General features: G+C 70.6%; 24 protein-coding genes and 2 pseudogenes. 11 read left to right on the top strand and 15 right to left on the bottom strand.

All coding sequences use genetic code 11. The features are described 5' to 3' along the window. The first annotated feature begins 9 nt into the window (after positions 1 to 9). Both DPM13_RS18795 and DPM13_RS18790 read left to right on the top strand, forming a co-directional pair. Positions 10 to 561 (top strand): FCD domain-containing protein, encoded by a 552-nt coding sequence (locus DPM13_RS18795; protein WP_223252646.1) that lies wholly within the window; start codon positions 10 to 12, stop codon positions 559 to 561. Positions 562 to 564: 3 nt separating this feature from the next. Continuing rightward, positions 565 to 1,757, top strand: a pseudogene (locus DPM13_RS18790) (M24 family metallopeptidase). On the opposite strand, the gene DPM13_RS18785 reads toward DPM13_RS18790, so the two are convergent. Further along, complete coding sequence (locus DPM13_RS18785; protein ID WP_112888609.1) at positions 1,669 to 3,048, bottom strand: S8 family serine peptidase; 1,380 nt, start codon at positions 3,046 to 3,048, stop codon at positions 1,669 to 1,671. The pseudogene DPM13_RS18790 and the gene DPM13_RS18785 sit on opposite strands and share 89 nt — an antisense overlap. Before the next feature lie 95 nt (positions 3,049 to 3,143). Here DPM13_RS18785 and DPM13_RS18780 point away from each other — a divergent pair, with 95 nt between their 5' ends. The 5 genes from DPM13_RS18780 (at position 3,144) to DPM13_RS18760 (ending at position 7,518) form a co-directional block, all read left to right on the top strand. Further along, the gene (locus DPM13_RS18780) at positions 3,144 to 3,635 is read left to right on the top strand and encodes an RNA polymerase sigma factor (RefSeq protein WP_112888608.1); all 492 of its coding nucleotides are present in this window, start codon (positions 3,144 to 3,146) and stop codon (positions 3,633 to 3,635) included. Further along, positions 3,632 to 4,417: a hypothetical protein gene (locus tag DPM13_RS18775; protein ID WP_051577820.1), complete on the top strand. Its 786-nt coding sequence runs from the start codon at positions 3,632 to 3,634 to the stop codon at positions 4,415 to 4,417. Before DPM13_RS18780 ends, DPM13_RS18775 begins: the two co-directional genes overlap by 4 nt. A gap of 50 nt (positions 4,418 to 4,467) precedes the next feature. Beyond that, positions 4,468 to 5,544 carry an SLC13 family permease gene (locus DPM13_RS18770; protein WP_112888607.1) on the top strand — a complete coding sequence of 359 codons (1,077 nt, stop codon included), beginning with the start codon at positions 4,468 to 4,470 and terminating at the stop codon, positions 5,542 to 5,544. A gap of 37 nt (positions 5,545 to 5,581) precedes the next feature. After that, positions 5,582 to 6,124, top strand: coding sequence for a hypothetical protein (locus tag DPM13_RS18765; protein WP_112888606.1), 543 nt, complete (start codon positions 5,582 to 5,584; stop codon positions 6,122 to 6,124). 113 nt (positions 6,125 to 6,237) lie between these two features. Continuing rightward, complete coding sequence (locus DPM13_RS18760) at positions 6,238 to 7,518, top strand: glycerate kinase family protein (RefSeq protein ID WP_223252194.1); 1,281 nt, start codon at positions 6,238 to 6,240, stop codon at positions 7,516 to 7,518. Positions 7,519 to 7,999: 481 nt separating this feature from the next. Here DPM13_RS18760 and DPM13_RS27800 read toward each other — a convergent pair whose 3' ends face one another. The 14 genes and pseudogenes from DPM13_RS27800 to DPM13_RS18715 all read right to left on the bottom strand — a co-directional run bounded on the left by DPM13_RS27800 (position 8,000) and on the right by DPM13_RS18715 (position 17,738). Then, positions 8,000 to 8,986, bottom strand: coding sequence for a helix-hairpin-helix domain-containing protein (locus DPM13_RS27800; RefSeq protein ID WP_223252193.1), 987 nt, complete (start codon positions 8,984 to 8,986; stop codon positions 8,000 to 8,002). Between the two features lie 230 nt (positions 8,987 to 9,216). Beyond that, positions 9,217 to 9,582, bottom strand: a pseudogene (locus tag DPM13_RS27795) (error-prone DNA polymerase); the annotation flags it as partial. Positions 9,583 to 9,592: 10 nt separating this feature from the next. Beyond that, complete coding sequence (locus tag DPM13_RS27790) at positions 9,593 to 10,504, bottom strand: error-prone DNA polymerase family protein (protein ID WP_223252645.1); 912 nt, start codon at positions 10,502 to 10,504, stop codon at positions 9,593 to 9,595. Between the two features lie 278 nt (positions 10,505 to 10,782). Beyond that, positions 10,783 to 11,235, bottom strand: a complete 453-nt coding sequence (locus tag DPM13_RS27785) for a PHP domain-containing protein (RefSeq protein WP_223252192.1) — start codon at positions 11,233 to 11,235, stop codon at positions 10,783 to 10,785. Continuing rightward, positions 11,232 to 11,753 (bottom strand): hypothetical protein, encoded by a 522-nt coding sequence (locus tag DPM13_RS18750; protein WP_112888605.1) that lies wholly within the window; start codon positions 11,751 to 11,753, stop codon positions 11,232 to 11,234. The genes DPM13_RS27785 and DPM13_RS18750 overlap by 4 nt, the downstream gene beginning before the upstream one ends. 178 nt (positions 11,754 to 11,931) lie before the next feature. Continuing rightward, on the bottom strand, positions 11,932 to 12,138 hold the full coding sequence (locus DPM13_RS24375) for a hypothetical protein (protein ID WP_112888604.1): 207 nt from the start codon (positions 12,136 to 12,138) through the stop codon (positions 11,932 to 11,934). Further along, positions 12,102 to 12,704 (bottom strand): Y-family DNA polymerase, encoded by a 603-nt coding sequence (locus DPM13_RS18740; RefSeq protein ID WP_145963463.1) that lies wholly within the window; start codon positions 12,702 to 12,704, stop codon positions 12,102 to 12,104. Before DPM13_RS18740 ends, DPM13_RS24375 begins: the two co-directional genes overlap by 37 nt. A gap of 80 nt (positions 12,705 to 12,784) precedes the next feature. Beyond that, positions 12,785 to 13,411, bottom strand: a complete 627-nt coding sequence (locus tag DPM13_RS18735) for an ImuA family protein (protein ID WP_112888602.1) — start codon at positions 13,409 to 13,411, stop codon at positions 12,785 to 12,787. A 134-nt stretch (positions 13,412 to 13,545) separates the two neighbouring features. Then, the gene (locus DPM13_RS24370; protein WP_262983194.1) at positions 13,546 to 14,307 is read right to left on the bottom strand and encodes an acyl-CoA dehydrogenase family protein; all 762 of its coding nucleotides are present in this window, start codon (positions 14,305 to 14,307) and stop codon (positions 13,546 to 13,548) included. Continuing rightward, positions 14,295 to 15,128 carry an acyl-CoA dehydrogenase family protein gene (locus DPM13_RS24365; protein WP_223252191.1) on the bottom strand — a complete coding sequence of 278 codons (834 nt, stop codon included), beginning with the start codon at positions 15,126 to 15,128 and terminating at the stop codon, positions 14,295 to 14,297. Before DPM13_RS24365 ends, DPM13_RS24370 begins: the two co-directional genes overlap by 13 nt. Then, positions 15,125 to 16,006 carry an amidohydrolase family protein gene (locus DPM13_RS18725; protein ID WP_112888601.1) on the bottom strand — a complete coding sequence of 294 codons (882 nt, stop codon included), beginning with the start codon at positions 16,004 to 16,006 and terminating at the stop codon, positions 15,125 to 15,127. The genes DPM13_RS24365 and DPM13_RS18725 overlap by 4 nt, the downstream gene beginning before the upstream one ends. A 14-nt stretch (positions 16,007 to 16,020) precedes the next feature. Beyond that, on the bottom strand, positions 16,021 to 16,758 hold the full coding sequence (locus tag DPM13_RS24360) for an MFS transporter (protein WP_223252190.1): 738 nt from the start codon (positions 16,756 to 16,758) through the stop codon (positions 16,021 to 16,023). Then, positions 16,716 to 17,225 carry an MFS transporter gene (locus tag DPM13_RS24355; protein ID WP_223252189.1) on the bottom strand — a complete coding sequence of 170 codons (510 nt, stop codon included), beginning with the start codon at positions 17,223 to 17,225 and terminating at the stop codon, positions 16,716 to 16,718. The genes DPM13_RS24360 and DPM13_RS24355 overlap by 43 nt, the downstream gene beginning before the upstream one ends. A 120-nt stretch (positions 17,226 to 17,345) precedes the next feature. Then, positions 17,346 to 17,738: a MarR family winged helix-turn-helix transcriptional regulator gene (locus tag DPM13_RS18715; protein ID WP_189654773.1), complete on the bottom strand. Its 393-nt coding sequence runs from the start codon at positions 17,736 to 17,738 to the stop codon at positions 17,346 to 17,348. 153 nt (positions 17,739 to 17,891) lie between these two features. Here DPM13_RS18715 and DPM13_RS18710 point away from each other — a divergent pair, with 153 nt between their 5' ends. The 4 genes from DPM13_RS18710 to DPM13_RS18700 all read left to right on the top strand — a co-directional run bounded on the left by DPM13_RS18710 (position 17,892) and on the right by DPM13_RS18700 (position 21,764). Then, positions 17,892 to 19,343 carry an aldehyde dehydrogenase gene (locus tag DPM13_RS18710; RefSeq protein WP_112888599.1) on the top strand — a complete coding sequence of 484 codons (1,452 nt, stop codon included), beginning with the start codon at positions 17,892 to 17,894 and terminating at the stop codon, positions 19,341 to 19,343. 83 nt (positions 19,344 to 19,426) lie between these two features. After that, entirely contained in the window at positions 19,427 to 20,098 is a 672-nt protein-coding gene (locus DPM13_RS18705; protein ID WP_223252188.1) for a p-hydroxycinnamoyl CoA hydratase/lyase, read from the top strand. Beyond that, the gene (locus DPM13_RS24350) at positions 20,080 to 20,253 is read left to right on the top strand and encodes a hypothetical protein (RefSeq protein ID WP_223252187.1); all 174 of its coding nucleotides are present in this window, start codon (positions 20,080 to 20,082) and stop codon (positions 20,251 to 20,253) included. Before DPM13_RS18705 ends, DPM13_RS24350 begins: the two co-directional genes overlap by 19 nt. Positions 20,254 to 20,276: 23 nt before the next feature. Next, a complete protein-coding gene (locus tag DPM13_RS18700) occupies positions 20,277 to 21,764 on the top strand; it encodes an AMP-binding protein (RefSeq protein ID WP_112888598.1) in 1,488 nt (495 codons plus the stop codon). Positions 21,765 to 22,157: the final 393 nt, after the last annotated feature.

The raw sequence follows: 22,157 nt of genomic DNA, 5'->3' as shown, positions 1-22,157 counted from the left end.
CCCGGATTGATGCTGTCGGCGCGAACTGGCGCTGCGGCTGGGCATCTCGCGGACGCCGCTGGTTCCGCCCTGTCGCGGCTCGAGAACGAGAACGTCATCGGCCGTTTCGCCAATGGCGCGCTGATCGTGCGCTCGGTGACGGTCGAGCAGTTGCTGGAAATCGTGCAACTGCGCCAGGTTCTGGAGCGCGCCGCCGCCGCCCGCGCCGCCGAACGCGGCATGACCGACGACCTGCGGCGGGTCTGGGACGAGATGCTGCCCTATGCCGAGGGCCGCTCGGTCGGCTTCGACGAATTCTGGCAGGTCGATGAGGAGTTCCATGCCGGGGTGGCCCGCGCCGCCGGTCTGGAACTGCTGCCCGCCATCCTGGCCGAGCAGCGCGCCGTGGCCCGGCGCTGCACCATCACCCGCGTGCATGACCGTTTCGACGAACAGGCGCGCGAGCATATCGCGGTGCTCGAGGCGATCGCGCGGGGCGATGCCCCGGCCGCGCGCGACGCCATGTCGCTGCATTTCGAAAACGTCCGGAACCGCTTTCTTGGCTGGTTCTCCAAAGGTTGAAAGATGACGATGACCGACGACCTTACCGCCGCGCCGCCGGCCGATCTCGTGCAAGGCTGCGATGCCGTTTTCCCCCAGGCAGAGTTCGCCGCGCGCCTGGCGCGCCTGCGCCGGGCCATCCTGCCCCTGGGTGTGGACGCCGTCCTGCTGACCGGGCCCGAGAACATCTTCTGGGCCTGCGGCCGCCAGACGGCCGGGTATTTCGCCTTTCAGGCGCTGGTCGTCCCCCTGCAGTGCGAGCCCGTCCTGCTGGTGCGCCAGCTTGAGACGACGGGCGCGCGCGCCTCGACCTGGCTGCGCGACATCCGCGCCTGGCAGGACGGCGAGGATCCGGCCCGCGCGCTGGCCGGGCTGGTGGCCGACCTGGGCATCCGCCGCCTGGCGGTCGAGCGGGACGGCTGGTTCGTCAGCCAGTCGCTGGGCGCGCGCATCGCGGCCGCGCTGGACGGCGTGGCGCTAAGCGACGGCTCGTCCGTGGTCGAGGGGCTGCGCGCCGTCAAGTCGCCGGCCGAACTGGCCGCGATCCGGCGGGCGGCGGGCTATGCCCAGGCGGGGCTAAGCGCGGCCATCGCGCACTGCGCCGCCGGCACCAGCGAAAACGACCTGGCCGCCGCGATGCTGTCGGCCGCGGTCTCGGCCGGGTCCGAGGCGATGGCGATGGAGCCGCTGGTTTCGTCCGGGCCGCGCTCGGGCGTACCCCATGCCACTTGGCGGCGGCGGGTGCTGTGCCCGGGCGACCCGGTCTTTCTGGAGCTTGCCGCCAGCCACGACCGCTATCACGCCGCGCTGATGCGCAGCGTCTGGATCGGACCGCCACCGGCCGAGGCGCGGCGCATGATGGACGTGGCGCTGCGGGCGCTGGATGCCGCGCTGGCCGCGATGCGGCCCGGCGTCCGTGCAGCCTGCCGCACGAGGCGGCGCAGGCCGTCATCGACGATGCGGGCTATACGGCGGCGTTTCGCAAGCGCATCGGCTATTCGATGGGCACAGCCTTTGCGCCGGATTGGGGCGAGGGGGCGATCCTGTCGCTGTTCTCGGGCGTCGGACGCGAACTGGAGCCCGGCATGGTCTTTCACCTTCCGGCCACGCTGCGGGCCTACGGCGCCTTCACCGTCGGCGCATCCGAAACGGTGATCGTGAACCCGACCGGCATCGAGATCCTGTCGGACCTGCCGCGCTCGCTCTGCATCCGCTAGCTGGCCCTGGGACAGGCGGCAGGGGACGCGGCCGCCGGCGGGCGCCGGGCCAGGTTGGCCTGGCGCTCTCGCCTGCCTTCCTGCCGCTGCGATGCGCCGGCGCAGGCCTGCGGCGCGCGCGCGTCTTGGCCGGGGTCAGGCCGGCCTCGGATTGCAGCAGCAGGGCGGCCGCCGCCGTGACGAATGGCGCCGCGAACGAGGTTCCGGTCTTGGTCCGCGCCCCGCTGATCGAGGCGGCGGTCCAGACATTCACCCCCGGCGCGGCCAGGTCGATATGGCTGCCGCGATTGGCGCGGCGATAGACCTGCTGGCGGCGATCGACGGCGGTGACGGCGATCACCGGATCATAGCCCGCGGGAAAGGCCGGCTTGGCCGCGGGCCCGCCGTTGCCCGCCGCCGCCACCAGCACGATGCCCTGCCGGTCCATGCGCCGGATCTGGCCGCCCAGCGCCTGGTTCGGCGGGCCCGCCAGCGACAGGTTGACGATCTGCACGTCCTGGCTGGCCAGATAGTCCAGCGCCTCGACCAGGGCAAAGGCATCGGCGCGTTCGTCCTGCCTGGCCTTGTGGAACGCATCCACCGCGATCAGTTCGGCTTCGGGCACCAGTCCGGGGCTGCGGCTGTCGGCGCGACCGACCAGCAGGGCCGCGACCGCCGTGCCATGCACCGCGTCCGAGGCGGAGAATCTCGTGTCGCTCTTGATGCGATGGACGTGAACCTTGGCGTCCTTCAGCGCGGCGTGACCGGCGTTGACGCCGGTGTCGACCATGCCGATCCGCACCGCCTTGCCGCAGCCGCCTTGCGCGGCCGGCCAGGCGATCATCTGCCGCGCCGGGCAATCGCCGCCCGTGCAGGCGTCGGGGGCCCCGCCTGGCCGATAATAGTGGTTGAAATCCGCCGCCCCGGCCGAGCCGATCTGGCGCACCCTGTCGCGCGCCGCCTGCATCGTCAGGCCGTCGGGCTTGCGCAGCCGGTGCATCGGCTGGCCGTCGGCCAAGGTGATGGCGCGCAGCACCCGGAACCCCTCGGCCTGCAGGGTCTGCAGGTCGGCGGGCGAAAGTCCGCGGGCGATGACCTCGTTCGGGGCCTGGACCGGCAGGGGCACGGCACGCGCCGCCGGCGGGGGGGCTGGGCGGCGGCGCGCCGGCGCATCGTCGTCATCGTCGTCCCGGTCGTCGTCGTCATCGGCCCATGCCGCCGCCGGACCCCAGCCCGGCGATTGCGGTGTGGGACCCATGGTCAGCGCGGCCAGGAACAGGGCCAGGAACAGAAGCGGGTGCAGGGCGGTCATGGGCGACTCCAGACGGTTTCTGGACATTCTACGTCCGCTCCTTTCTATTATTCCCCGGTTTTGTCAATTTTGCGGCTTTTGCGGAGGTGGATTGGATGGACGCGGCGTTCGGCGAGGCCCTGGTCGCGCTTTTGCCCAATCTGCGGCGCTATGCCCTGTCGCTGACCCGGCGCCCGGATCAGGCCGATGACCTGGTGCAGCAGACGGTCGAACGCGCGATTGCCGGGGCCGCGAGCTTCGATTCCGTCCAGCGGCTGGAACCCTGGCTATTTCGCATCATGCGCAACGGCTTCATCGACCAGACCCGCCGCCGGCGCAGCGCCGGGGTCCAGCTGGACGTGCACGACATGCCCGAGGCGCTGCCGACCGATCCGGGCCCCGCGCTGGAAGCCCGGCTGATGCTGCGCAGCGTCGAGGCGGTGATGGCCGCGCTGCCGACCGAACAGCGCGAGATCCTGCATCTCGTCTGCGTCGAGGAGATGAGCTATGCCGAAACCGCGCGCATCCTGGACATCCCGCTGGGCACGGTGATGAGCCGGCTGTCCCGCGCCCGTCTCGCGCTTTCCGAAAGATTGGGAATAAGATGAGCGGCGGGACGTATACGGGCAAAGGCGAAAAGGACGGGCCGATGCAGATCGACGACGAAACCCTGATGGCGCTGGCCGATGGCGAGCTTGATCCGGCCCGGGCCGAGGCGCTGCGCCGCGCCGTCGCCGCCGATCCCGAATTGCAGGCCAGGCTGCACCGCTTTCAGGAAACCCGCAGGCTGCTGGCCGGGCTGCGCCAGACCGATGCGGCCGAGGACCCGCTGGCCGCGGTGATCCGCGCGGCAGTCAGGCCGGATGCGGGCGTTGCTTCGTCGGCGCCTGTACCGCCCCCGGCCTCGGGCGCGCGGCTGGGCGGGCAGACGCGTGACGTGCAGCCGCCCGCCAACCTGAACCGCAGGCCCTGGATGGCGGCGGCCGCCTCTGTCGCCATCGTGGCCCTTGGGCTGGGCTGGTGGCAATGGGCCGGCGCGCCGGGGCCGCAATCCTTCTCGGCCGCCGAGCTTGCGGCGCTGGACAGCCTGCCCTCGGGCCAGGTCCAGCCCTTGGACCAGGGCGCGGAACTGGCGATGATCGCGTCGTTTCGCGCCGGCGACGGGGGGCTTTGCCGCGAATACGAAACCCGCCGAGGCGAGGTGCTGCGCACCGTTCTGGCCTGCCGCGGCGACGCGGGCTGGTCCGAGCGCTTCGCCGCCGAGTCGCGCGACGGGGGCCAGGAATACCGCCCCGCCTCGGGCGAGGGGACGATCGACGATGCGATCGCGGCCATCGGCGCCGAGGCGCCGCTGACGCCCGAGGACGAGGCCGCCGCCTTGCGGGAATAAACCCGGACCCTTGCCCGTAATCCTGTCGCGCAACCGCACAGGAGAACGCCATGACCGTCCGCAGCCTGCAGGCCCTTGCCGATCTGCCCCGGCCCACGCCCCGCCACCTGATGGTAGCCGCGCTGGCCGGGCTGATCGCCTTTCTGTCCACGCTGCCCGGCGATCTGGCGCAGCCCGGGCGCATGACGCTGGCCGTCTCGGGGCTTGCGATCCTGGGCTGGATCGGCACCCGTATCCCGGAATCGCTGGTGGCGCTGGCCGCCGTGCTGGTCTTGGTGCTGACGGGCGTGCTGACCGAGGCGCAGCTTTTCGCCGCCCTCGGCAGCGAACTGATCTGGCTGCTTCTGTCGGCCTTCGTCATCGCCGCCGTGGCACGCGAGGCCGGGCTGACCCAAAGGCTGGTCGCGCCCCTGCTGGCGCGGGGGATGCGTGTCCTGCCGTTCTTTCTGTGCCTGACGCTGGCCATCGCGGCGACGGGGTTCGTGCTGCCCTCGACCTCGGGGCGGGCGGCGCTGCTGCTGCCCGTCTTTGCCGCCATCGCGGCGGCGCTGCCCGATCCGGGGCTGAAAAGGCCCTTGGCGCTGCTTTTTCCGACCGTGATCCTTTTGTCGGCGGGCGGTTCGCTGATCGGAGCGGGAGCGCATCTTCTGGCCGCGCAGGCGATCCGGGGGGCGACCGGCATCCACCTGGGCTATCTGGAATGGGCCGCGTTGGGCCTGCCGTTTTCGCTGCTGGCGAGCCTGATCGGCGCGGGGCTGATCCTGTGGATCTTCGTGCCGCGCAAGGCGCTGCTGGCGCCGCTGCCCCGCATCGCGACGCCCGCGCCCGATCCCGCCAGCCGCGCCCGCCAGGGCCGGATCGCGCTGGTCCTGGCCCTGGTCGTCGGCCTGTGGCTGAGCGCGGGGCTGCACGGCATCGGCATGGCGCTGGTCGCGCTGATCGGGGCGCTGGTCCTGCTGACCCCGCCCTTTACCTCCAGAAAGCCGAAGGAGATCTTTCGCGCCGTCGACACGGAGCTGCTGCTTTACATGACCGCGACCGTCCTGTCGCCGAGGCGATGGTCGCGCCGGCTCGGACCGCTGGCTGGCCGGGCATGGGCTGGCTGTCCGCCGTGGTTGCCTTGGTGAAGCGGCCGGCTGGTCGCGCTGCTGATTCCTGGTCGCGGTGGCGGCGCATCTGGCGATCACCTCGCGTTCGGCGCGGGCGGCGGTTCTGATCCCGGCCGTGGCCCTGCCGCTGGCGGCGCTGGGGCACGATCCGGCGCTGATGATCCTGATCGCGGTGATGGGCACGGGGTTCTGCCAGACGATGATGGCCTCGGCCAAGCCGGTGGCGATCTTCGGCAATGCCGAGGAGGCGGGTTTCGACCAGCGCGACCTGATCCGCCTGGCGCTGCCGCTGGCGCCCGCGGTGACGGCGCTGCTGATCGGCTTTGCGCTTCTGGTCTGGCCCCAGCAACTGGCGCAGCTGCGGCCCTCGGACGCCCCCCGGATGCAGCCCGCCGCCAGCCTCGTGGCGCCTGCGGTGGCGCTTGTCCCGGCCAGGGCCGCCCCGGCGGTCGATGCGACGCGCCCGGTGCCGCGCCCTGCGCTTGCTGCCCGACCTGCGGCCCGCAAGGCCGCGCCGGCGCGGCGCCAGGCCGATCCGGGCCTGCAAAGGCTGAACCGCCTGCTGCGCCCCGCCGGCATCCGGCTGATCATCCGCTGACGCTGGCCGGCACGGCGCCTTGGGCTGATCCTTTCGCATTTTTCTCGCCGGGGGCGGGAATAACCGTCCGGCCCGTCCGTAAACCTCTCAGACAGCAGGAAAGGAGAGTTGAGATGGCTCTGACTGTTCTGATCGCCCCTTCGGGTTTCAAGGAATCGCTTTCGGTCAAGGACGTGGCCGAGGCCATCGGCCGCGGCATTCGCCGCGCCGCCCCGCATGCCACGATCCTGACCGCCCCGATGGTGGACGGCGGCGAGGGCACGACCGAGGCGCTGGTCGCCGCGACCGGCGGGCGCATGGTGTCCGCGACCGTGACCGGCCCCGTGGGCGACCCGGTCGCCAGCTTCTGGGGCATCCTGGGCGGCGACGGGCCGCGCACGGCGGTGATCGAAATGGCCGCCGCCGCCGGCCTGTCGCTGGTGCCGCGCGACCGCCGCGACCCGACGCTGACCACCAGCCGGGGCGTGGGCGAACTGATCCTGCTGGCGCTGGATCACGGCGCCGAACGCATCCTGGTCGGCTGCGGCGACAGCGGCATCAACGACGGCGGCGCGGGAATGGCCCGGGCGCTTGGCGCGCGCCTGCTGGACGCGCAGGGCCGCGACCTGCCCGAGGGCGGCGGCGCGTTGCAGGATCTGGCGCGGCTCGACGTCTCGGGGCTTGATCCCCGCCTGGCCGGGGTCCGCATCGACGCTGCCGTGAACTGGCACAACATGCTGCTGGGGCCCAAGGGCGTCGCCCGCGTCTTCGGCCCGCAGAAGGGCGCGACGCCCGAACAGGTCGAATTGCTGGATCGCGGCATGATCCGTTATGCCGAGGCGATCCTGCAGGCGACGGGCCACGACGTGGCGCAGATGCCGGGGGCCGGGGCTTCGGGAGGCCTGGGCGCGGGGCTGGTCGCCTTTGCCGGCGCGACCCTGCATCCGCGCTTCGACATCGTGCTGGATTACCTGGACTTCGACCGCCAGCTTGGCCGCGCCGATCTGGTCATCACCGCCGAGGGCGCGCTGGACGGCCAAAGCCCCTTCGGCAAGGTCCCCTGCGAGGTCGCGCGCCGGGCCGAGGCGCTTGGCATCCCGACCGTGGCGCTGGCCGGCACCATCGGCAAGGGCGCGCGCCAGACCTATGAACACGGCATCGGCGCCTATGCCTCGATCATGCAGCGGCCCTGTTCGTTGCGCAAGGCCATCGGCGGCGGCGCGAAACTGCGCGTCAGGCGGCCGAAAACACCATGCGGATGCTGCTGGTCGGCCAACGGCTGGCGCAGCGCGAGCGGGCCAGAAAAGCCCTCGCATCGCGGCTGTCCCGGGTTCGACCCGGGCCCGGCAAGGCGGCCGTTCCAAGCGGGACGGCCGCCCGCCGCGCATCAGGCCCGGGGATCCAGCATCGTGTAGGGGTCGGGAAAGCGCCCGAGGTAGCGCAGCACGGGCCCCGCCGCCCACCATTGCCGGAAAGCGCCCGGCGAAGGTGTCCTGCATCCGGCCAATGGCGCTGCTCGGGCGCGGTGCCCTGCGCCGCATCGCGAAATGCGCATCGGCACGATGCCGGCCGAGCGGCCGAGCGAAGGGCTTGGCCTTGCCGATGAAATGGATCAGGCAGGGATCGGCCATGCAGGTCAGATGGGCCGAGGCCCCGGTGAACAGCCAGTTCCATATCGGTGAAGGCTTTCCAACGCGGGCCGTCCATCATCAGGCGCCACCCTCATGCCACCGCCCGCATCGGAAAACCTTCACCATATCGGCCCCGTGCCCAACCCCGGGGGTGTCCGGCAGAGAGGCCATGCCCGGAAACCTTGCCGATGCGTCGCCTTTCGGCTGGGAAGTGCCCCTCTCGGGGCCTTTGGCGGCGGTATCCGGTTCGGGAAACCAGGACCGCTTACCGGAAATCCCGCCCTCTCACCCTGATGCCATCGGAAGGCGGGTCGTGGGCGTCCCCGTGCCGCAGGGGGGCAGGACCGCGCGGGTCGGGCGCCTCGCTGGCATGGCGGAACGCGTCGCCGCGGCCGTGGGGCAGGGGAAAGGCGCCGCGAGCGCCGATGCTGGCCAGATCCTGCGACAAATCGGCGATCCGGTGGACGACGAAATGCACGACCTCGCCCTCGCGCTGGATGCGGCCCGTGACCGCGATCATGCCTGCCGACAGGACGATCCGGCGGTGCGCCTCGAAGACCTTCTCCCAGACCACCAGGTTGGCGATGCCGGTCTCGTCCTCCAGCGTGATGAACATCACCCCCTTGGCCGAGCCGGGGCGCTGGCGGACCAGCACCAGACCCGCGACCGTGCGCCAGGAGCGGTCGGGGCTGGCCATGGCCTCGGCGCAGGTCACGATGCGGCGGCGGGCAAGATCTTCACGCAGGAAGGCCACCGGATGGCGGCGCAGCGTAAGCCCGGTATGGCAATAATCCTCGACCACCTCCCGGCCGGCGCGCATCGGGCGCAGCAGGACGTCCGGTTCGGCCGCCTCGCGCGCCTCTGCGGCCGCGAACAGCGGCAGTTCGGTCTCGGGCAGCCCCTTGATCGCCCAAAGCGCCTCACGGCGGGCGAGGCCGAGGGCGGGACGGAAGCCGTCGGCCTCGGCGATGCGGGCAAGGCACGCGCGCGGCACGTCGGCACGGCGCCACAGGTCCTCGACCGAGGTGAAGGGGGTTTCGCGCGCGGCGACGATGGCGGCGGCATGGGCATTGGCAAGGCCCTTGACCAGCCGCAGCCCCAGGCGGACGGCGAAGCGGGACCCCTGACCCTCGGGCCGGCCGGTCGGCTCCAATGTGCAGTCCCAGCGCGAGGCGTTGACGCAGATGGGCCGGATCTCGACGCCATGCGCCTGGGCGTCGCGGACGATCTGGGCGGGTGCATAGAACCCCATCGGCTGGCGTTCAGCAGCGCCGCGCAGAAGGCATCGGGGTGGTGGCATTTCACCCAGGCCGAGGCATAGGCCAGCAGCGCAAAGCTTGCCGCGTGGCTTTCGGGAAAGCCGTAGCTGCCGAAGCCTTCCAGCTGGCGAAAGATACGCTTGGCGAAATCCCGGTCATACTTCTTGGCGACCATGCCTTCGATCAGCTTGTCGCGAAAGGCGCTGACGCCGCCGGTGGTCTTGAAGGTCGCCATCGACTTGCGCAGCTGATCGGCCTCGCCCGGGGTGAAGCCCGCGCAGTCGATGGCGACGCGCATGGCCTGCTCCTGGAACAGCGGCACGCCGAGCGTCTTGCCCAGCACCTTCTCGAGTTCCGGCGTGGGATAGTCCACCGCCTCATGCCCGGCGCGGCGGCGCAGATAGGGGTGGACCATGTCGCCCTGGATCGGGCCGGGGCGCACGATGGCGACCTGGATGGTCAGGTCGCGCAGCTTGCGCGGCTTCAGGCGCGGCAGCATGGACATCTGGGCCCGGCTCTCGATCTGGAAGGTGCCCAGCGTGTCGGCCCGGCAGATCATGTCATAGGTGGGATTGTCGTCCTGCGGGATGCGCGTCAGGTCAAGGCGCAGCCCCTTGTGGTCGGCCAGCAGGATCCAGGGCCTTGCGCAGGCAGCTCAGCATCCCCAGCGCCAGCACGTCGACCTTCATGAAGCGCAGCGCGTCGATGTCGTCCTTGTCCCATTCGATGATCTGGCGGTCCTCCATCGCCGCAGGCTCGATGGGCACCAGGTCGTCCAGTCGGGCTTCGGTCAGCACGAAGCCGCCGGGGTGCTGGCTCAGGTGGCGCGGCACGCCGCGCAGCTGCGCGGCAAGCGCCAGCGTCAGCCGCAGCCGGCGGTCCTGCGGGTTCAGGTTCAGGTCGCGCAGGTCCTGATCGGTCAGGCCGTCGCTCCAGCGGCCCACCTGGCCGGAAAGCGTCTGGATCAGATCCTCGGGCAGGCCCATGGCCTTGCCCACGTCGCGCAAGGCCCCCTTGGCGCGGTAGCGGATCACGGTCGCGGCCAGCGCGGCGCGGTCGCGGCCGTAATGCTTATAGACCCACTGGATCACCTCCTCGCGCCGCTCGTGTTCGAAGTCCACGTCGATGTCGGGGGGCTCGTGCCGTTCCGCGCTGATGAAGCGTTCGAACAGCAGCCTTTCGCTGGGAGGGATCGCGGTGATGCCCAGCACATAGCAGACCGCAGAGTTGGCGGCCGAGCCCCGGCCCTGGCACAGGATGCCTTGCGACCGGGCGTAGCGCACGATGCTGTGCACGGTCAGGAAATAGGGCGCATATTCGAGCTTTTCGATCAGGGCGAGTTCGTGATCGAGCGCGGATGTCACCTCCTCGGGAACGCCCTGGGGATAGCGCTCGGCCGCACCCTCCCAGGTCAGCTTTGCCAGCGTTTCCTGCGGGGTCAGGTCGGGGTCGTCGCGCTCCTCGGGGTATTGATAGCAGAGCTCGTCCAGCGAAAACCGGCAGCGGTCCATGATCTCGGCGGTGCGGGCCAGCGCCTCGGGCCAGCGGGCGAAAAGCCGCGCCATCTCCTCGGGCGGCTTCAGGTAGCGGTCGGCATGGCGCTCACGGCGGAACCCCAGGGCGTCGACGGTCACGGTGTGGCGGATGGCGGTGACCACATCCTGCAGGATGCGCCGCGAGGGGTCGTGATAAAGCACGTCGTTCGTGACCACCGTGGGCACGCCGAAGCGCTGCGCGAGCTGCGACAGTTCCCACAGCCGCAGCTGGTCGTTCGGCCGCCGGCGCAGGGTCAGCGCCAGATAGGCGCGCTCGCCGAAAAGATCGCGCAGCCGGCGCAGGCGCAGCGCGCAGGTGTCGCGGCAAGGTCCGGGACCAGCACGGCGATCAGCCCTTCGGCGTAATCCGCCAGATCGGACCAGTCCAGCTGGCACTTGCCCTTGCCCGCGCGGGACTTGCCCAGGGTCAGCAGCCGGCAGAGCCGCGCATAGGCGGCCCGGTCGGTCGGATAGACCAGCAGCGCCATGCCGCAGGCCAGGTCCAGGCGACAGCCGACGATCAGCCGCACCCCGGTGTCCTTTGCCGCCTGCCAGGCCCGGACGATGCCGGCCAGCGAATTGCGGTCGGTGACGGCCAGCGCCTCGATGCCCAAAGCCGCGGCGGTCGCGAACAGCGCCTCGGCCGAGGACGCGCCGCGCAGGAACGAGAACGGCGAGGTCACCTGCAGTTCGGCATAGCGGGTCATCCGAAGATCCCGTGCAGGAACCAGCGGTGGCTGCCGGTGTCGGGATGTTCGCCATCGCCGGCGCGAAAGATCCAGAAGCGCGCGCCGGCCTCGTCCTCGACGCGGAAATAGTCACGCACCGCATGCGTCTCGGTGTCGCGCTTCCACCATTCGCCAAAGACGCGCTCCGGCCCGTCGGCGCGGCGGACCCGGCGGCGGACGCCGCGCCAGGCGATCCAGGCCGGCGGGTGGTCGGGCAAGAGCGCCAGGGTCTCGATCGGTTCGGGGCGCGGCAGCACCGCCCTCGAGCGTAGCGATCCGAGAGCGCAGCGCCGCGACGCGGATCGGCAATGCGGCGCGATGCGGGTGACCGAGCGTTCCGGCACGTCGCTGGCGACCGGGGCCAGGCGATAGACGGCCTGCGCGCCGACACGGTTCGCCAGAACGTCGATCAGGCCCGAGAGGTCGGGCGCGGCGGGTTCCAGCGTGTCGGTCTGGCGCGGCGCCAGCGGCTCGGCGATGGGGACGGCCAGCGCCATGATCTCGATGCCATAGCCCGGCGCGATGGTCTCGATCCTGTCACACAGCAGCCGCGTCAGGCGGCGGGGGTCGCGCTGCAGCGGACATCAACGCGGACGGTCTGGACGATATCATCATTCACAATGGCTTCATTGGCGGCTTTTCCCACAGCTTTCCCTATTCTCTCGGTTCTGAAATCTACGCCACCAGCTTGCCGTATGGCGGGCGAGGTTCGGGCGCGGCGATGGGTTCGGCGAAGCTGCGGCGCACCTCGACCAGTCCCTCGAGACGCAGCGGCTCGATGGGCTCGGGGGCATGGCCCAGGGCCTGGTCGAGGCGGCGGCACGGTTCCGGGCCGAAGCGGCGCGTCAGCGGCGCACGCGGCTGCCGCAGAAGATCGCCCACGCAGGCAAAGCCCAGGGCGTGCAACCCCCCAAGCGTGGCCGGGGAAAGCCGCAGCGCGGACAGGGGCAGGGGGGCCAGCAGCGCCTTTTCCGTCCCCGGCTGGGCCAGGCTGACCGGATCCGCCCGATGCCGGGCCAGGGCATGGGCTGCGCCCCAGCTGCCGGCGACGGCGGCCCGCGCGGCCAGGCCCGACATCGCCAGCGGCCGACCAGCGCCTCCAGCATCGCCGCCTCGCCGCCATGCAGGTGGTCGGCGCCGGTCGAATCGATCACGATCCCATCGGGCGGATCGACCGCGACGATGGGCGAAAAGCGTTCCAGAACCCACAGCGCCAGGCGCTCAAGGCTTTCGGCATCGGCGGCCGGGTCGGCGGGCAGGATCTGCAGTTCCGGCACCATGGCCTGCGCCTTGCTGACCGGCATGCCGGGCCGCAACCCCAGGCGTTGCGCCGCGGCGTCGGCGGCGGTGATCAGCCGGCGGTTGCCGGTCCGCCCCGCCAGGACCAGCGGCGCCTTAGAGGACGGACGCGCGCCGCCCGCCTGCCGCCGCGCCGATCGATCGGCCACATCGGCAGGAAGACCGAGATGACCCGTGCCATCGCATGCCTCCAGTTCGATCGTGAATGGCTCGCCGGCCCGCGCCCGGATCAGCTCGACCCGCCAGCGCGGCCGGGCGACGCCCGGCACCGGCAGGGGGCCGAGGGCAGGACCGACACCCGCCAGCGCGTCATCGCCGCCGTGGGCTGGCCGAAATCGGCCGCATCCGCCTGCCGCCGCCAGCGCCGCAGGGCGAGGCCCAGGGTGCCGGTCGCCCTGGCCGCAAGATGCAGCCGGCGCGAGGCGGTCATCGAAAGCCGCGCCACCTCGGCCACGACCGCGGCCAACCCGCCATGCCGCAGGCCCTCCTCCATGCAGGACAAAAGCGCCTTGTCGTCGCCGGCCTCGACATGGATCACCCGGTCTGGGGCCAGGCCCGCCTGTTCCAGCCCGGGCGCGAACAGGTCGGCCTGCGTCACGCACCACAAGACCTGCCCCGGCAGCCGCGCCGCAATGCCGGCGGCAAAGCAGGCCGCCGCCGCGCCATAGGCGGCATCCTTGCCGCCGCCCGCCACCTCGTGCAGGCAGCCAAGCGCCAGCCCGCCCGAGGGCAGGCGGCGGTCCAGGTCGGGGACGCCGAAGGGCAGGGATCCCCGCGCCGGCCCGCCGTCACCCTCGATCAGGGCGATCCGCGCATGCAGGGCGGCAAGGGCGGGACGGACCGGGCGGGCGGGCATGGAAGGCAGGCTCCAGGGACTCGGAAGAAACGGATATGTTCTTCTTTTGTTCCTTTCGGGGCGGGTCTGTCAATGCGCAAGGCGCTGGACCATCTGCCGGTTTTGCCCGTGGCTCGTGCAAAAGCCGAAGGGCGTCAGGGCGCATCCATCGCCGCAAGCATCTCGGCATGATAGCGCAGCCGGGCCGGGCGCTGCGCCGCCTCGCGCCGGGCCAGCGCCCGCAGCCGCCGGGGATCGGGCGCGCGGTCCGCGGCATCGTCAAGCCGCTGCCAGATCGTCGCCAGCGCCGCCTCGACCGTCAGGGCCATGAAATCATGCGCCGCGGGCGAAGGGTCGGCTGCGGCCGCGACCTGCGCCCGCGCCCGCTGCCAGATCGCCGCCACCTGCGGATCGGTCAGGAAGGCGGCGAAGGCATCGGCGGCACCGGGCAGGCGCAGCAGGCGCGTCGCCAGCGTCTGGGCCTGGATGCCATTCGCGCCCTCGTAGATCGCGGTGACGCGGGCATCGCGCCAGACCTGTTCGACGCGGTATTCGCGCAGATAGCCGTAACCCCCCAGGATCTGGATGCCGAGGTCCGCGGCCTCGATCCCGGCGCGGGTGCCCGCCCATTTGCAGATCGGCGTCAGCATCTCGACCAGCGCGGGATCGTTTCCGGCCTCCAGCGTCACCGCCGCAAGGTGGCACAGCGCACGGGTGCCGATGGCCAGCGCCTCGGCCCGGTCCAGCATGCGGCGCACATCGGCATGGGCGGCGATCGGCGCCGGGCCATCGCCGCCGGGCGCGCGGCCCTGCCGCCGGGTTTCGGCATAGGCGCGGGCGATATGGCCGGCGCGCGCGGCATGGGCCACGCCCTGCAGGCCCACGTCCAGGCGGGCGTGATTCATCATGGTGAACATGGCGCGCAGCCCATCGCCCTCGGCGCCCAGCAGCTCGGCCGGAGCGCAGTCCGTAAAGCATCTGCGCAGGTGGGCGAGGCATGCAGGCCCAGCTTCTCCTCGATCCGGGTGACACTGATCGGGGCGCGGGCGCCGGCTTCGTCATGCGAGGGGACAAGGAACAGGGACAACCCGCGCGTGCCACTGCCGGCCTCGCCGGTGCGCGCCAGCACCAGGTGCAGGATGCGGGGGGTCAGGTCCTGGTCGCCGCCCGAGATGAAGATCTTTTCGCCCTCGACCCGCCAGCCCTTGCCGTCGCGGCGCGCGCGGCAGCGGATGCCCGACAGGTCCGATCCGGCCCCGGCCTCGGTCAGTGCCATGGTCGCCAGCCATTCGCCCGAACCGAGCCGAGGCAGCCAGTGCTCCTGCTGCCCGGGCGTGCCGAAATGGCCGATGGTGCGGGCCGCGCCGGGGACCAGCGCCGTGACCATCTGCAGCGCGTGGCTGGCGCCGGCAAAGATTTCGCTGGTCGCGGCCAGCACCGGACCGGGCATGGCCTGCCCCCCGGCGGCTTCGGGCAAAGCCAGCGCGTGCCAGCCCTGTTCCACGAAGGCGCGATAGGCCGGGATCATGCCGTCGGGCATCCGCACCCGGCCGCCGACCAGGGTGCAGCCCTGCCGGTCGCCGGGCTCGTCGGCGGGAGCGATGGCGCCTTCGGCGAAGCGGGCGAACTGGGTCACGACCTCGCGCACCAGATCCGCGTCCCAGTCGGGCAGGCGTGCGGCGCCGGCCACCTCCAGGGAAAACAGGATATCCTCGACCGGGGCCTGGAACGGTGTCATCGCATCTCCTTGAGCCCGAGCAGGCGGGCGGCATTGCCTTTCAGAATTCCTGGCCGATTTTCAGGCTTTATCGGCAAAGCCTCGAATTCCTCGAGCCAGAGTTCGGGGGCGATCATCGGCCAGTCCGAGCCGAACAGCACCCGATCCCTGAGCAGCGTATCGGCATAGCGGACCAGGATCGGCGGAAAATACTTCGGCCGCCAGCCGGACAGGTCGATCCAGACATTGGGCTTGTGCGTGGCGACGGCCAGCGCCTCGTCCTGCCAGGGGAAGGACGGATGCGCCAGGACGATGGGCATGTCGGGAAAATCCACCGCGACGTCGTCCAGGTGCATCGGGTTCGAGTATTTCAGCCGCATCCCGTTGCCGCCGCGCATCCCGGCCCCCACGCCGGTCTGGCCGGTGTGGAACAGCGCCGGCAGGCCCGCCTCGGCAATCGCCTCGTAAAGCGGATAGGCCGTGCGGTCGTTGGGATAGAAGCCCTGCATCGTCGGGTGGAACTTGAAGCCGCGGATGCCGTGATCGGCGATCAGGCGCCGCGCTTCGCGCGCGCCCATGCGGCCGCGGGCCGGGTCGATCGAGGCGAAGGGGATCAGGATGTCCGAATGCCGGGCGCAGGCTTCGGCCACCTCTTCGTTGGCATAGCGGCGATAGCCGGTCTCGCGCTCGGCATCGACGGGAAAGATCACCGCCGCGATGTTCTGGGCCCGGTAATGCGCGGCGGTCTGGTCGATGGTCGGCGGGTGGGCCCATGGCGCGCGGAAATAGCGCGCCATGGCCGATTGCAGATCGTCGTAGCCATCATCGGCATGGCAGCCGCAGGGCTCTTCGGCATGGGTGTGAAAGTCGATGGCGCGAAGCGCGGCCAGATCCAGCATGACGGCCTTTCCCCTCAGGCCGGAACGGGCGCGGCGCGGCGGCGCATCAGCAGCAGCACCGTGGTCAGGCCGGCGGCCAGCGTGATCGGCACCAGTGCCATCATCACGTCCGAGGGCGTGAAGCCCGCCGTGACCAGCGCCCCGGCCAGAAGCGGCCCGGCGATGGACCCCAGCCGCCCGACCGCGACGGCGGTGCCGACGCCGGTGCCGCGGATCTCGAACGGATAGCATTGCGGCGCGATGCCATAGAGGATGGCCTGTACGCACAGGATCGCGCCCCCGACCAGCGTACCGCCCAGCAGCATCAGCGCCAGGTTCGCGGGCAGCATCGCCAGCATCAGAAGGGCCGCGGCGGCGGCGGCAAAGCACAGTGCCACCGGCGCCAGGGGCCGGGCGCGATCCAGCATCCGCCCGCCGATCAGGCTGCCGATGACGCCGCCGATGTTGAACAGGATCTGCACGGTCGAGGCCTCGGACCGTTCCAGCCCGCGCGACACCAGAAGCTGCGGCATCCAGTTCAGCAGCAGATAGACGACCAGCAGCCCCAGGAAGAACGACAGCCACAGCGCCGCCGTGGTCGCCAGCGTGCCCGGCGCAAAGACCTGCGACAGCGCGCCCCCGGCCGATTTCACCTGCGCCCTGACCACCGCCAGCGGCGGCAGCAGGAAATGCACGAAGGGCACCAGGATCAGCGGCAGGATGCCACCGATCAGGAAGATCGAATGCCAGTCGCCGCCGTGCAGGCCCAGCATCGACACGCCGCTGGCGATGGCGCCGACCAGCGGGATGCCGGCATCATGTCGGACCGCCTTGCGCGATTGGCGGGATCGGTGGATTCCGCGGCGATGTTGACCAGGTTCGGCAGCGCCCCGCCCAGGCCCACGCCGGTCAGGAAGCGCATGACGACGAGCTGCTCGAAGGTCGCCGTATAGGCGGTGGCGATGGAAAAGACGCCGAAGGCCACCAGCGCGATCACCAGCCCCGTGCGGCGGCCCCAGGCGTCGGCGATGCGGCCGCCGGCCAGCGCGCCGAAGATCAGCCCGAAGGTGGCCGCGGAAAAGAACAGCCCGATCTGCTGCGGCGTCAGGCCGAAGGCGGGGGCCAGCTTGGGCACGGCGACGCCGGCGGCCTGCAGGTCGAAGCCCTCGATGACGGCGGCCAGAAAGGCAAGCGTCAGCGCCCGCCCCCCGCCGTGGCGGTGGTCGTTGATGGTCTTCATGGTTTCCTCCCTTGGGCGGGGCCTCTTCTCCCCGCGGATGTTGCGGCGGGGCCTAGCCTTCGCCGTCCTCTCTCCAGATGATCGCCAGCATGCGGCGCAACTCGTCGCGCTCGGCCAGGGTCAGGCCGGCCAGCATCCGGTCCTCTGCGCGCGGATCAGGCCCAGCATGCGCTGCGCCTCCTCGCGGCCCTTGGCGGTCGGGAACAGGCGCTGGACGCGGTTGTCCTCGGGATCGGCCTCGCGCAGGAACAGGCCGCGCGATTCCAGTTCGGCCAGAACCGCCACGATGTTGGCGCGCTGCATGCGCAGGCTGCGGCAGATCTCGGCCGCGCTGACGCCGGGCCATTCCGTGATGGTCAAAAGCACGCTCATCGACACGGTGCGCAGGCCCGCCGCCTCAAGCGCGGCATTGGCGCCATGCAGGTCCCAGGCCGAAGCGCGCTTGAGGTGATAGCCGATCAGGTCGCGCAGTTGCAGGGGCGATTCGGCGCCGGTTTCTTGGGCTTTCTTCAAGAATTCTCCGGGCATGGCTGCTTCCGTGGGTGCCTTCGATGGAGATGAAAATAATGCTATGCAATATAACAGTCAATCGCTATGTTTCATAGCAGTTGGCCCGGGGCGCGATTCGGTTCACGATGCGGGCAAACCCTTTTAGGGAGGAAAAGCATGAGCTTCGTCAGCATGAAAATCGCGGGTGCCGAGCGTGTCGCATCCGACGGGCGCACGTTCCGCCGCCTGAACCCGGTCACCGGCGCGATGGCCAGCGCGGCGCCCGCCGCCAGCGTGGCGGACGCCAGTGCCGCCGCCGATGCCGCGGCCGCCGCCTTTCCGGCCTGGGCCGCGCTTGGCCCCAATGCGCGGCGCGCGGTGCTGCTGAAGGCTGCCGACGCGCTGGCCGCCAGGGGCGATGCCTTTGTCACCGCCATGGCCGAGGAAACCGGCGCGACCGAGCCCTGGGCGCGCTTCAACGTCGCCATCGCCTCCTCGATGCTGCGCGAGGCCGCCGCCCTGACCACCCAGGTCGCGGGCGAGGTGATCCCCTCGGACAAGCCCGGCTGCATCTCGATGGGCGTACGCGAACCGGCGGGCGTCTGCCTGGGCATCGCGCCCTGGAACGCGCCGGTCATCCTGGGCGTGCGCGCCCTGGCGACGCCGCTTGCCTGCGGCAATGCGGTGGTCTTCAAGGCCAGCGAGATCTGCCCGCGCACGCACGGCCTGATCGTCGAGGCGCTGGATGAGGGCGGCCTGCCTGCGGGCCTCGTCAGCCTGGTCACCAACGCCCCCGAGGACGCGGGCGAGATCGTCGGCGCGCTGGTCGATCATCCCGCGATCCGCCGCATCAACTTCACCGGCTCGACGAAGGTGGGCCGGATCATCGCCGAACGTGCCGCGCGCCAGCTGAAACCCGTGCTGCTGGAACTGGGCGGCAAGGCGCCGTTCCTCGTGCTGCGCGACGCCGACCTGGACGTGGCGGTCAAGGCCGCGATCTTTGGCGCCTTCTTCAACCAGGGCCAGATCTGCATGTCCACCGAGCGCATCATCCTGGCGCCCGAGATCGCGGACGACTTCGTCGCCCGCTTCACCGCCCGCGCCGCCGCGTTGAAGGCCGGCGATCCGCGCGACGGCAAGGCGCCGCTGGGCGCCGTGGTCGATGCTCATACGGTCGAAAAGGTGACGGCACTGATCGAGGACGCCCGCGCCAAGGGCGCCGAGATCCATTCGGCGGGCGCGGCCGAGGGCGTGCTGATGCCCGCCCAGGTCGTGGACCGCGTGACGCCCGAGATGCGCATCGCCACCGAGGAAAGCTTCGGCCCGGTCGTCGCCATCTTCCGCGCCGCGGACGAAGACGACGCGATCCGCATCGCGAACGACACCGAATACGGGCTGTCGCGGCGGTGTTTGCGCAGCGACGTGGCCCGCGCGCTGACCGTGGTCGGCCGGATCAAGTCGGGCATCTGCCACATCAACGGCCCGACCGTCCATGACGAGGCGCAGATGCCCTTCGGCGGCACCAAGGCCTCGGGCTATGGTCGTTTCGGCGGCAAGGCCGGCATCGCCGAATTCACCGAACTGCGCTGGATCACCATCGAGACCCAGCCGGGCCACTACCCGCTGTAAACCGCCTGTCGCATCCCCGCCGCGACGCCCGCGCCGAACCCTCGGCGCGGCGCGGCACCGCATATCCCGAAAGGAACCTCAAGATGGCAAACGATCACGACACCGTCGCCTATGACGTGCAGGACGGCATCGCCAGGCTGCGCTTCAACCGCCCGGACAAGCGCAACGCCATGTCCCCCACCCTGAACCGCGCCATGATGGAGGCGCTGGACGAACTGGAATTCCGCGACGACGTGGGCGTTCTGGTGCTGACCGGCGAAGGCCTGGCCTGGACCGCCGGCATGGACCTCAAGGAGTATTTCCGCGAGACCGAGGCGGATGGCCTGAAAGGCACCCGCAAGGCGCAGCGCGAATCCTATGGCTGGTGGCGTCGGCTGCGCTGGTACCAGAAGCCGACCATCGCCATGGTGAACGGCTGGTGCTTTGGCGGCGGTTATGGTCCGCTGTTCGCCTGCGATCTGGCGTTTGCGGCGGATGAGGCGAAGTTCGGCCTGTCGGAAATCAACTGGGGCATCCTGCCCGGCGGCGGCGCGACCAAGGTGGCGGTGGAACTGCTGCCCTTCCGCAAGGCCATGTATCACGCCATGCTGGGCGAGCCGATCGACGGCCAGACCGCCGCCGACTGGGGGCTGGTCAACGAATCCCTGCCGCTGGCGCAACTGAAGGACCGCGTGACCGAGGTTGCCCGCAGGCTGATGGAGAAGAACCCCGTTGCGCTGAAGCCACCAAGGATGCCGTGCGCCGCGTCGGCCTGATGACCTATGACGAGGCCGAGGATTACCTGGTCCGCGCCCAGGAGGCCGCGAACAGCTACGACAACGAAGGCCGCAAGGAAGGCATCCGCCAGTTCATCGACGAGAAATCCTACAAGCCCGGCCTGGGCGCCTATGACAAGAGCCGGCAGGGCTGAGACCGGGCAGGGAGGAGGACACCATGCTCGATTTCATCTCGCCGGACCCGGTCGCGCTGCACGCGCGGCTGCGGCCCGAGACGCTGGCCGCCGCCGATCTGGCGACCGACCGGCGCTGGCGCTATCGCGATCTCGACTGCGACATCCAGCGCGCTGTCGCGGTCCTGACCAAGGGCGGCGTCACCCGAGGCGACCGGGTGGCGGCGCTGGCCCGCAACAGCGTGCATCAGGTCATCCTGCAGCAGGCGCTGATGCGCATCGGCGCGATCTTCGTGCCGCTGAACTGGCGGCTGTCGCTGCCGGAACTGGGGCGGCTGATGCTGGACTGCACGCCGCGCCTGCTGGTTTCGGATCAGGAGACGCCCGAGCTGCCGCCGGGCTGTTCGGCGATGACCATGCAGGACTTCGCCGCCGCCGTGGACGCGGCAGGTCCCGCGCCGCGCTGTCCGCCGCATTCGGGCATGGATTGCTGCATCATCCTTTACACCTCGGGCACGTCCGGGACGCCCAAGGGGGCGATGCTGACCTCGCAGTTCCTGCTGGCGACGGCGGTGAACTTCAACGTGCTGGGCGAGGTCGATACCGGGGCCGTATTCCTGTGCGACAGCCCGATGTTTCATGTCATCGGCATCGTCACCCAGATCTGGCCGCCGCTTTTGCGCGGCGGCAAGATCCTGGTTTCTCCCGGCTTCGACCCTGAACGCACCAACGACCGGCTGGGCGACGCAGAATTCGGCGTCACGCATTACTTCTGCGTCCCGCAGATGGCCGAGGCGCTGCGCCATGCCCCGAACTTTGCCCCCGACCGCTGGACCAGCCTCAAGGCGCTGTTCACCGGCGGCGCGCCGAACCCGCCCGCGCATATCCGCTGGTGGCTGGACCAGGGCGTGCGCATGGTCGACGGCTATGGCATGACCGAGACGGGGACCACGCTGGGCATGCCGCTGAACCCCGACCTGATCCGCGACAAGGCTGGCGCGGTGGGGTTGCCGGGTCCGCTGACCGCGGTGCGGCTGGTCGACGAACAGGACCGCGACGTGCCGGACGGCACGGCGGGCGAGGTTCTGGTCTTTGGCCTGAACGTCATCCCCGGCTACTGGAACCGACCCGAGGAACGCGACCGCGCCTTTACCGCCGACGGCTGGATCAGGACCGGCGACATCGGCATCCGCGACGGCGACGGGTTCATCAGCATCGCGGATCGCAAGAAGGACATGTTCATCTCGGGCGGCGAGAACGTCTATCCGGTCGAGGTCGAGGCCGCGCTGGTCGAACATGCCGCCGTGCGCGAGGTGGCGGTGATCGGCATTCCCGACGACCGCTGGGGCGAGGTCGGCTGCGCCTTCATCGTGCCCGCGCGGGGCGCGAACCCGGCGCCCGAGGAACTGGCCCTGCATTGCCAGCGCCTGATCGCCCGCTACAAGGTGCCCAAGGAATTCCGCGTCGTGGACAGCCTGCCCCGCACCGGATCGGGCAAGGTGATGAAGCATGTGCTGAAACAGGGCCTGTAACGGCCCTTGGGCGATGCGCCGGGGCGGTGACGGATCGCCCCGGCGCATTGCGTTGAAAGACGACCCCACGGCGGTTCCGGCGATATGTCGGGACCGCGCAACTGCTTTTTGGGACGCGCGGCGTCGACCGGCGACATTCACGCCGAGAGTCGGTCAGGCTGAACCGATTGGCTGCGCTGCGGGCCTGTGGGCCGGCTTCCCCTTGATGGACAGCGCCACATGAGTTCGGCCAGCCGTGATGCGAACGCGCGTCGATGGCGTGGGTGTCGAGAAATCCTCCTGTTGTTTCTTTCGGAAAGGTGGCTGAGCCCGTTTGCCCGGAGGGTGGCGGAGCGCCGTTGACCGCGCGCAAGACGTTGTGCTGGTCCTCGCCCTCTGATCCGTCTTTCCGGA

This window comes from Paracoccus mutanolyticus (assembly GCF_003285265.1).
In the GTDB taxonomy this organism is placed as follows: domain Bacteria; phylum Pseudomonadota; class Alphaproteobacteria; order Rhodobacterales; family Rhodobacteraceae; genus Paracoccus; species Paracoccus yeei.
Note: the sequence above shows the minus strand (reverse complement) of the source record. Positions and strands in the feature narration are given on the sequence as shown.

What these genes read in the sequence shown, in the direction of transcription:
- DPM13_RS18795 (WP_223252646.1), top strand. Translation starts at nt 10, where the DNA reads ATGCTGTCGGCGCGAACTGGCGCTGCGGCTGGGCATCTCGCGGACGCC.
- DPM13_RS18785 (WP_112888609.1), bottom strand. Translation starts at nt 3,048, where the DNA reads ATGACCGCCCTGCACCCGCTTCTGTTCCTGGCCCTGTTCCTGGCCGCG.
- DPM13_RS18780 (WP_112888608.1), top strand. Translation starts at nt 3,144, where the DNA reads ATGGACGCGGCGTTCGGCGAGGCCCTGGTCGCGCTTTTGCCCAATCTG.
- DPM13_RS18775 (WP_051577820.1), top strand. Translation starts at nt 3,632, where the DNA reads ATGAGCGGCGGGACGTATACGGGCAAAGGCGAAAAGGACGGGCCGATG.
- DPM13_RS18770 (WP_112888607.1), top strand. Translation starts at nt 4,468, where the DNA reads ATGACCGTCCGCAGCCTGCAGGCCCTTGCCGATCTGCCCCGGCCCACG.
- DPM13_RS18760 (WP_223252194.1), top strand. Translation starts at nt 6,238, where the DNA reads ATGGCTCTGACTGTTCTGATCGCCCCTTCGGGTTTCAAGGAATCGCTT.
- DPM13_RS27800 (WP_223252193.1), bottom strand. Translation starts at nt 8,986, where the DNA reads ATGGGGTTCTATGCACCCGCCCAGATCGTCCGCGACGCCCAGGCGCAT.
- DPM13_RS27790 (WP_223252645.1), bottom strand. Translation starts at nt 10,504, where the DNA reads ATGGACCGCTGCCGGTTTTCGCTGGACGAGCTCTGCTATCAATACCCC.
- DPM13_RS27785 (WP_223252192.1), bottom strand. Translation starts at nt 11,235, where the DNA reads ATGACCCGCTATGCCGAACTGCAGGTGACCTCGCCGTTCTCGTTCCTG.
- DPM13_RS18750 (WP_112888605.1), bottom strand. Translation starts at nt 11,753, where the DNA reads ATGGCGCTGGCCGTCCCCATCGCCGAGCCGCTGGCGCCGCGCCAGACC.
- DPM13_RS18735 (WP_112888602.1), bottom strand. Translation starts at nt 13,411, where the DNA reads ATGCCCGCCCGCCCGGTCCGTCCCGCCCTTGCCGCCCTGCATGCGCGG.
- DPM13_RS24370 (WP_262983194.1), bottom strand. Translation starts at nt 14,307, where the DNA reads ATGTTCACCATGATGAATCACGCCCGCCTGGACGTGGGCCTGCAGGGC.
- DPM13_RS24365 (WP_223252191.1), bottom strand. Translation starts at nt 15,128, where the DNA reads ATGACACCGTTCCAGGCCCCGGTCGAGGATATCCTGTTTTCCCTGGAG.
- DPM13_RS18725 (WP_112888601.1), bottom strand. Translation starts at nt 16,006, where the DNA reads ATGCTGGATCTGGCCGCGCTTCGCGCCATCGACTTTCACACCCATGCC.
- DPM13_RS24360 (WP_223252190.1), bottom strand. Translation starts at nt 16,758, where the DNA reads ATGCTGGGCCTGCACGGCGGCGACTGGCATTCGATCTTCCTGATCGGT.
- DPM13_RS24355 (WP_223252189.1), bottom strand. Translation starts at nt 17,225, where the DNA reads ATGAAGACCATCAACGACCACCGCCACGGCGGGGGGCGGGCGCTGACG.
- DPM13_RS18710 (WP_112888599.1), top strand. Translation starts at nt 17,892, where the DNA reads ATGAGCTTCGTCAGCATGAAAATCGCGGGTGCCGAGCGTGTCGCATCC.
- DPM13_RS18705 (WP_223252188.1), top strand. Translation starts at nt 19,427, where the DNA reads ATGGCAAACGATCACGACACCGTCGCCTATGACGTGCAGGACGGCATC.
- DPM13_RS18700 (WP_112888598.1), top strand. Translation starts at nt 20,277, where the DNA reads ATGCTCGATTTCATCTCGCCGGACCCGGTCGCGCTGCACGCGCGGCTG.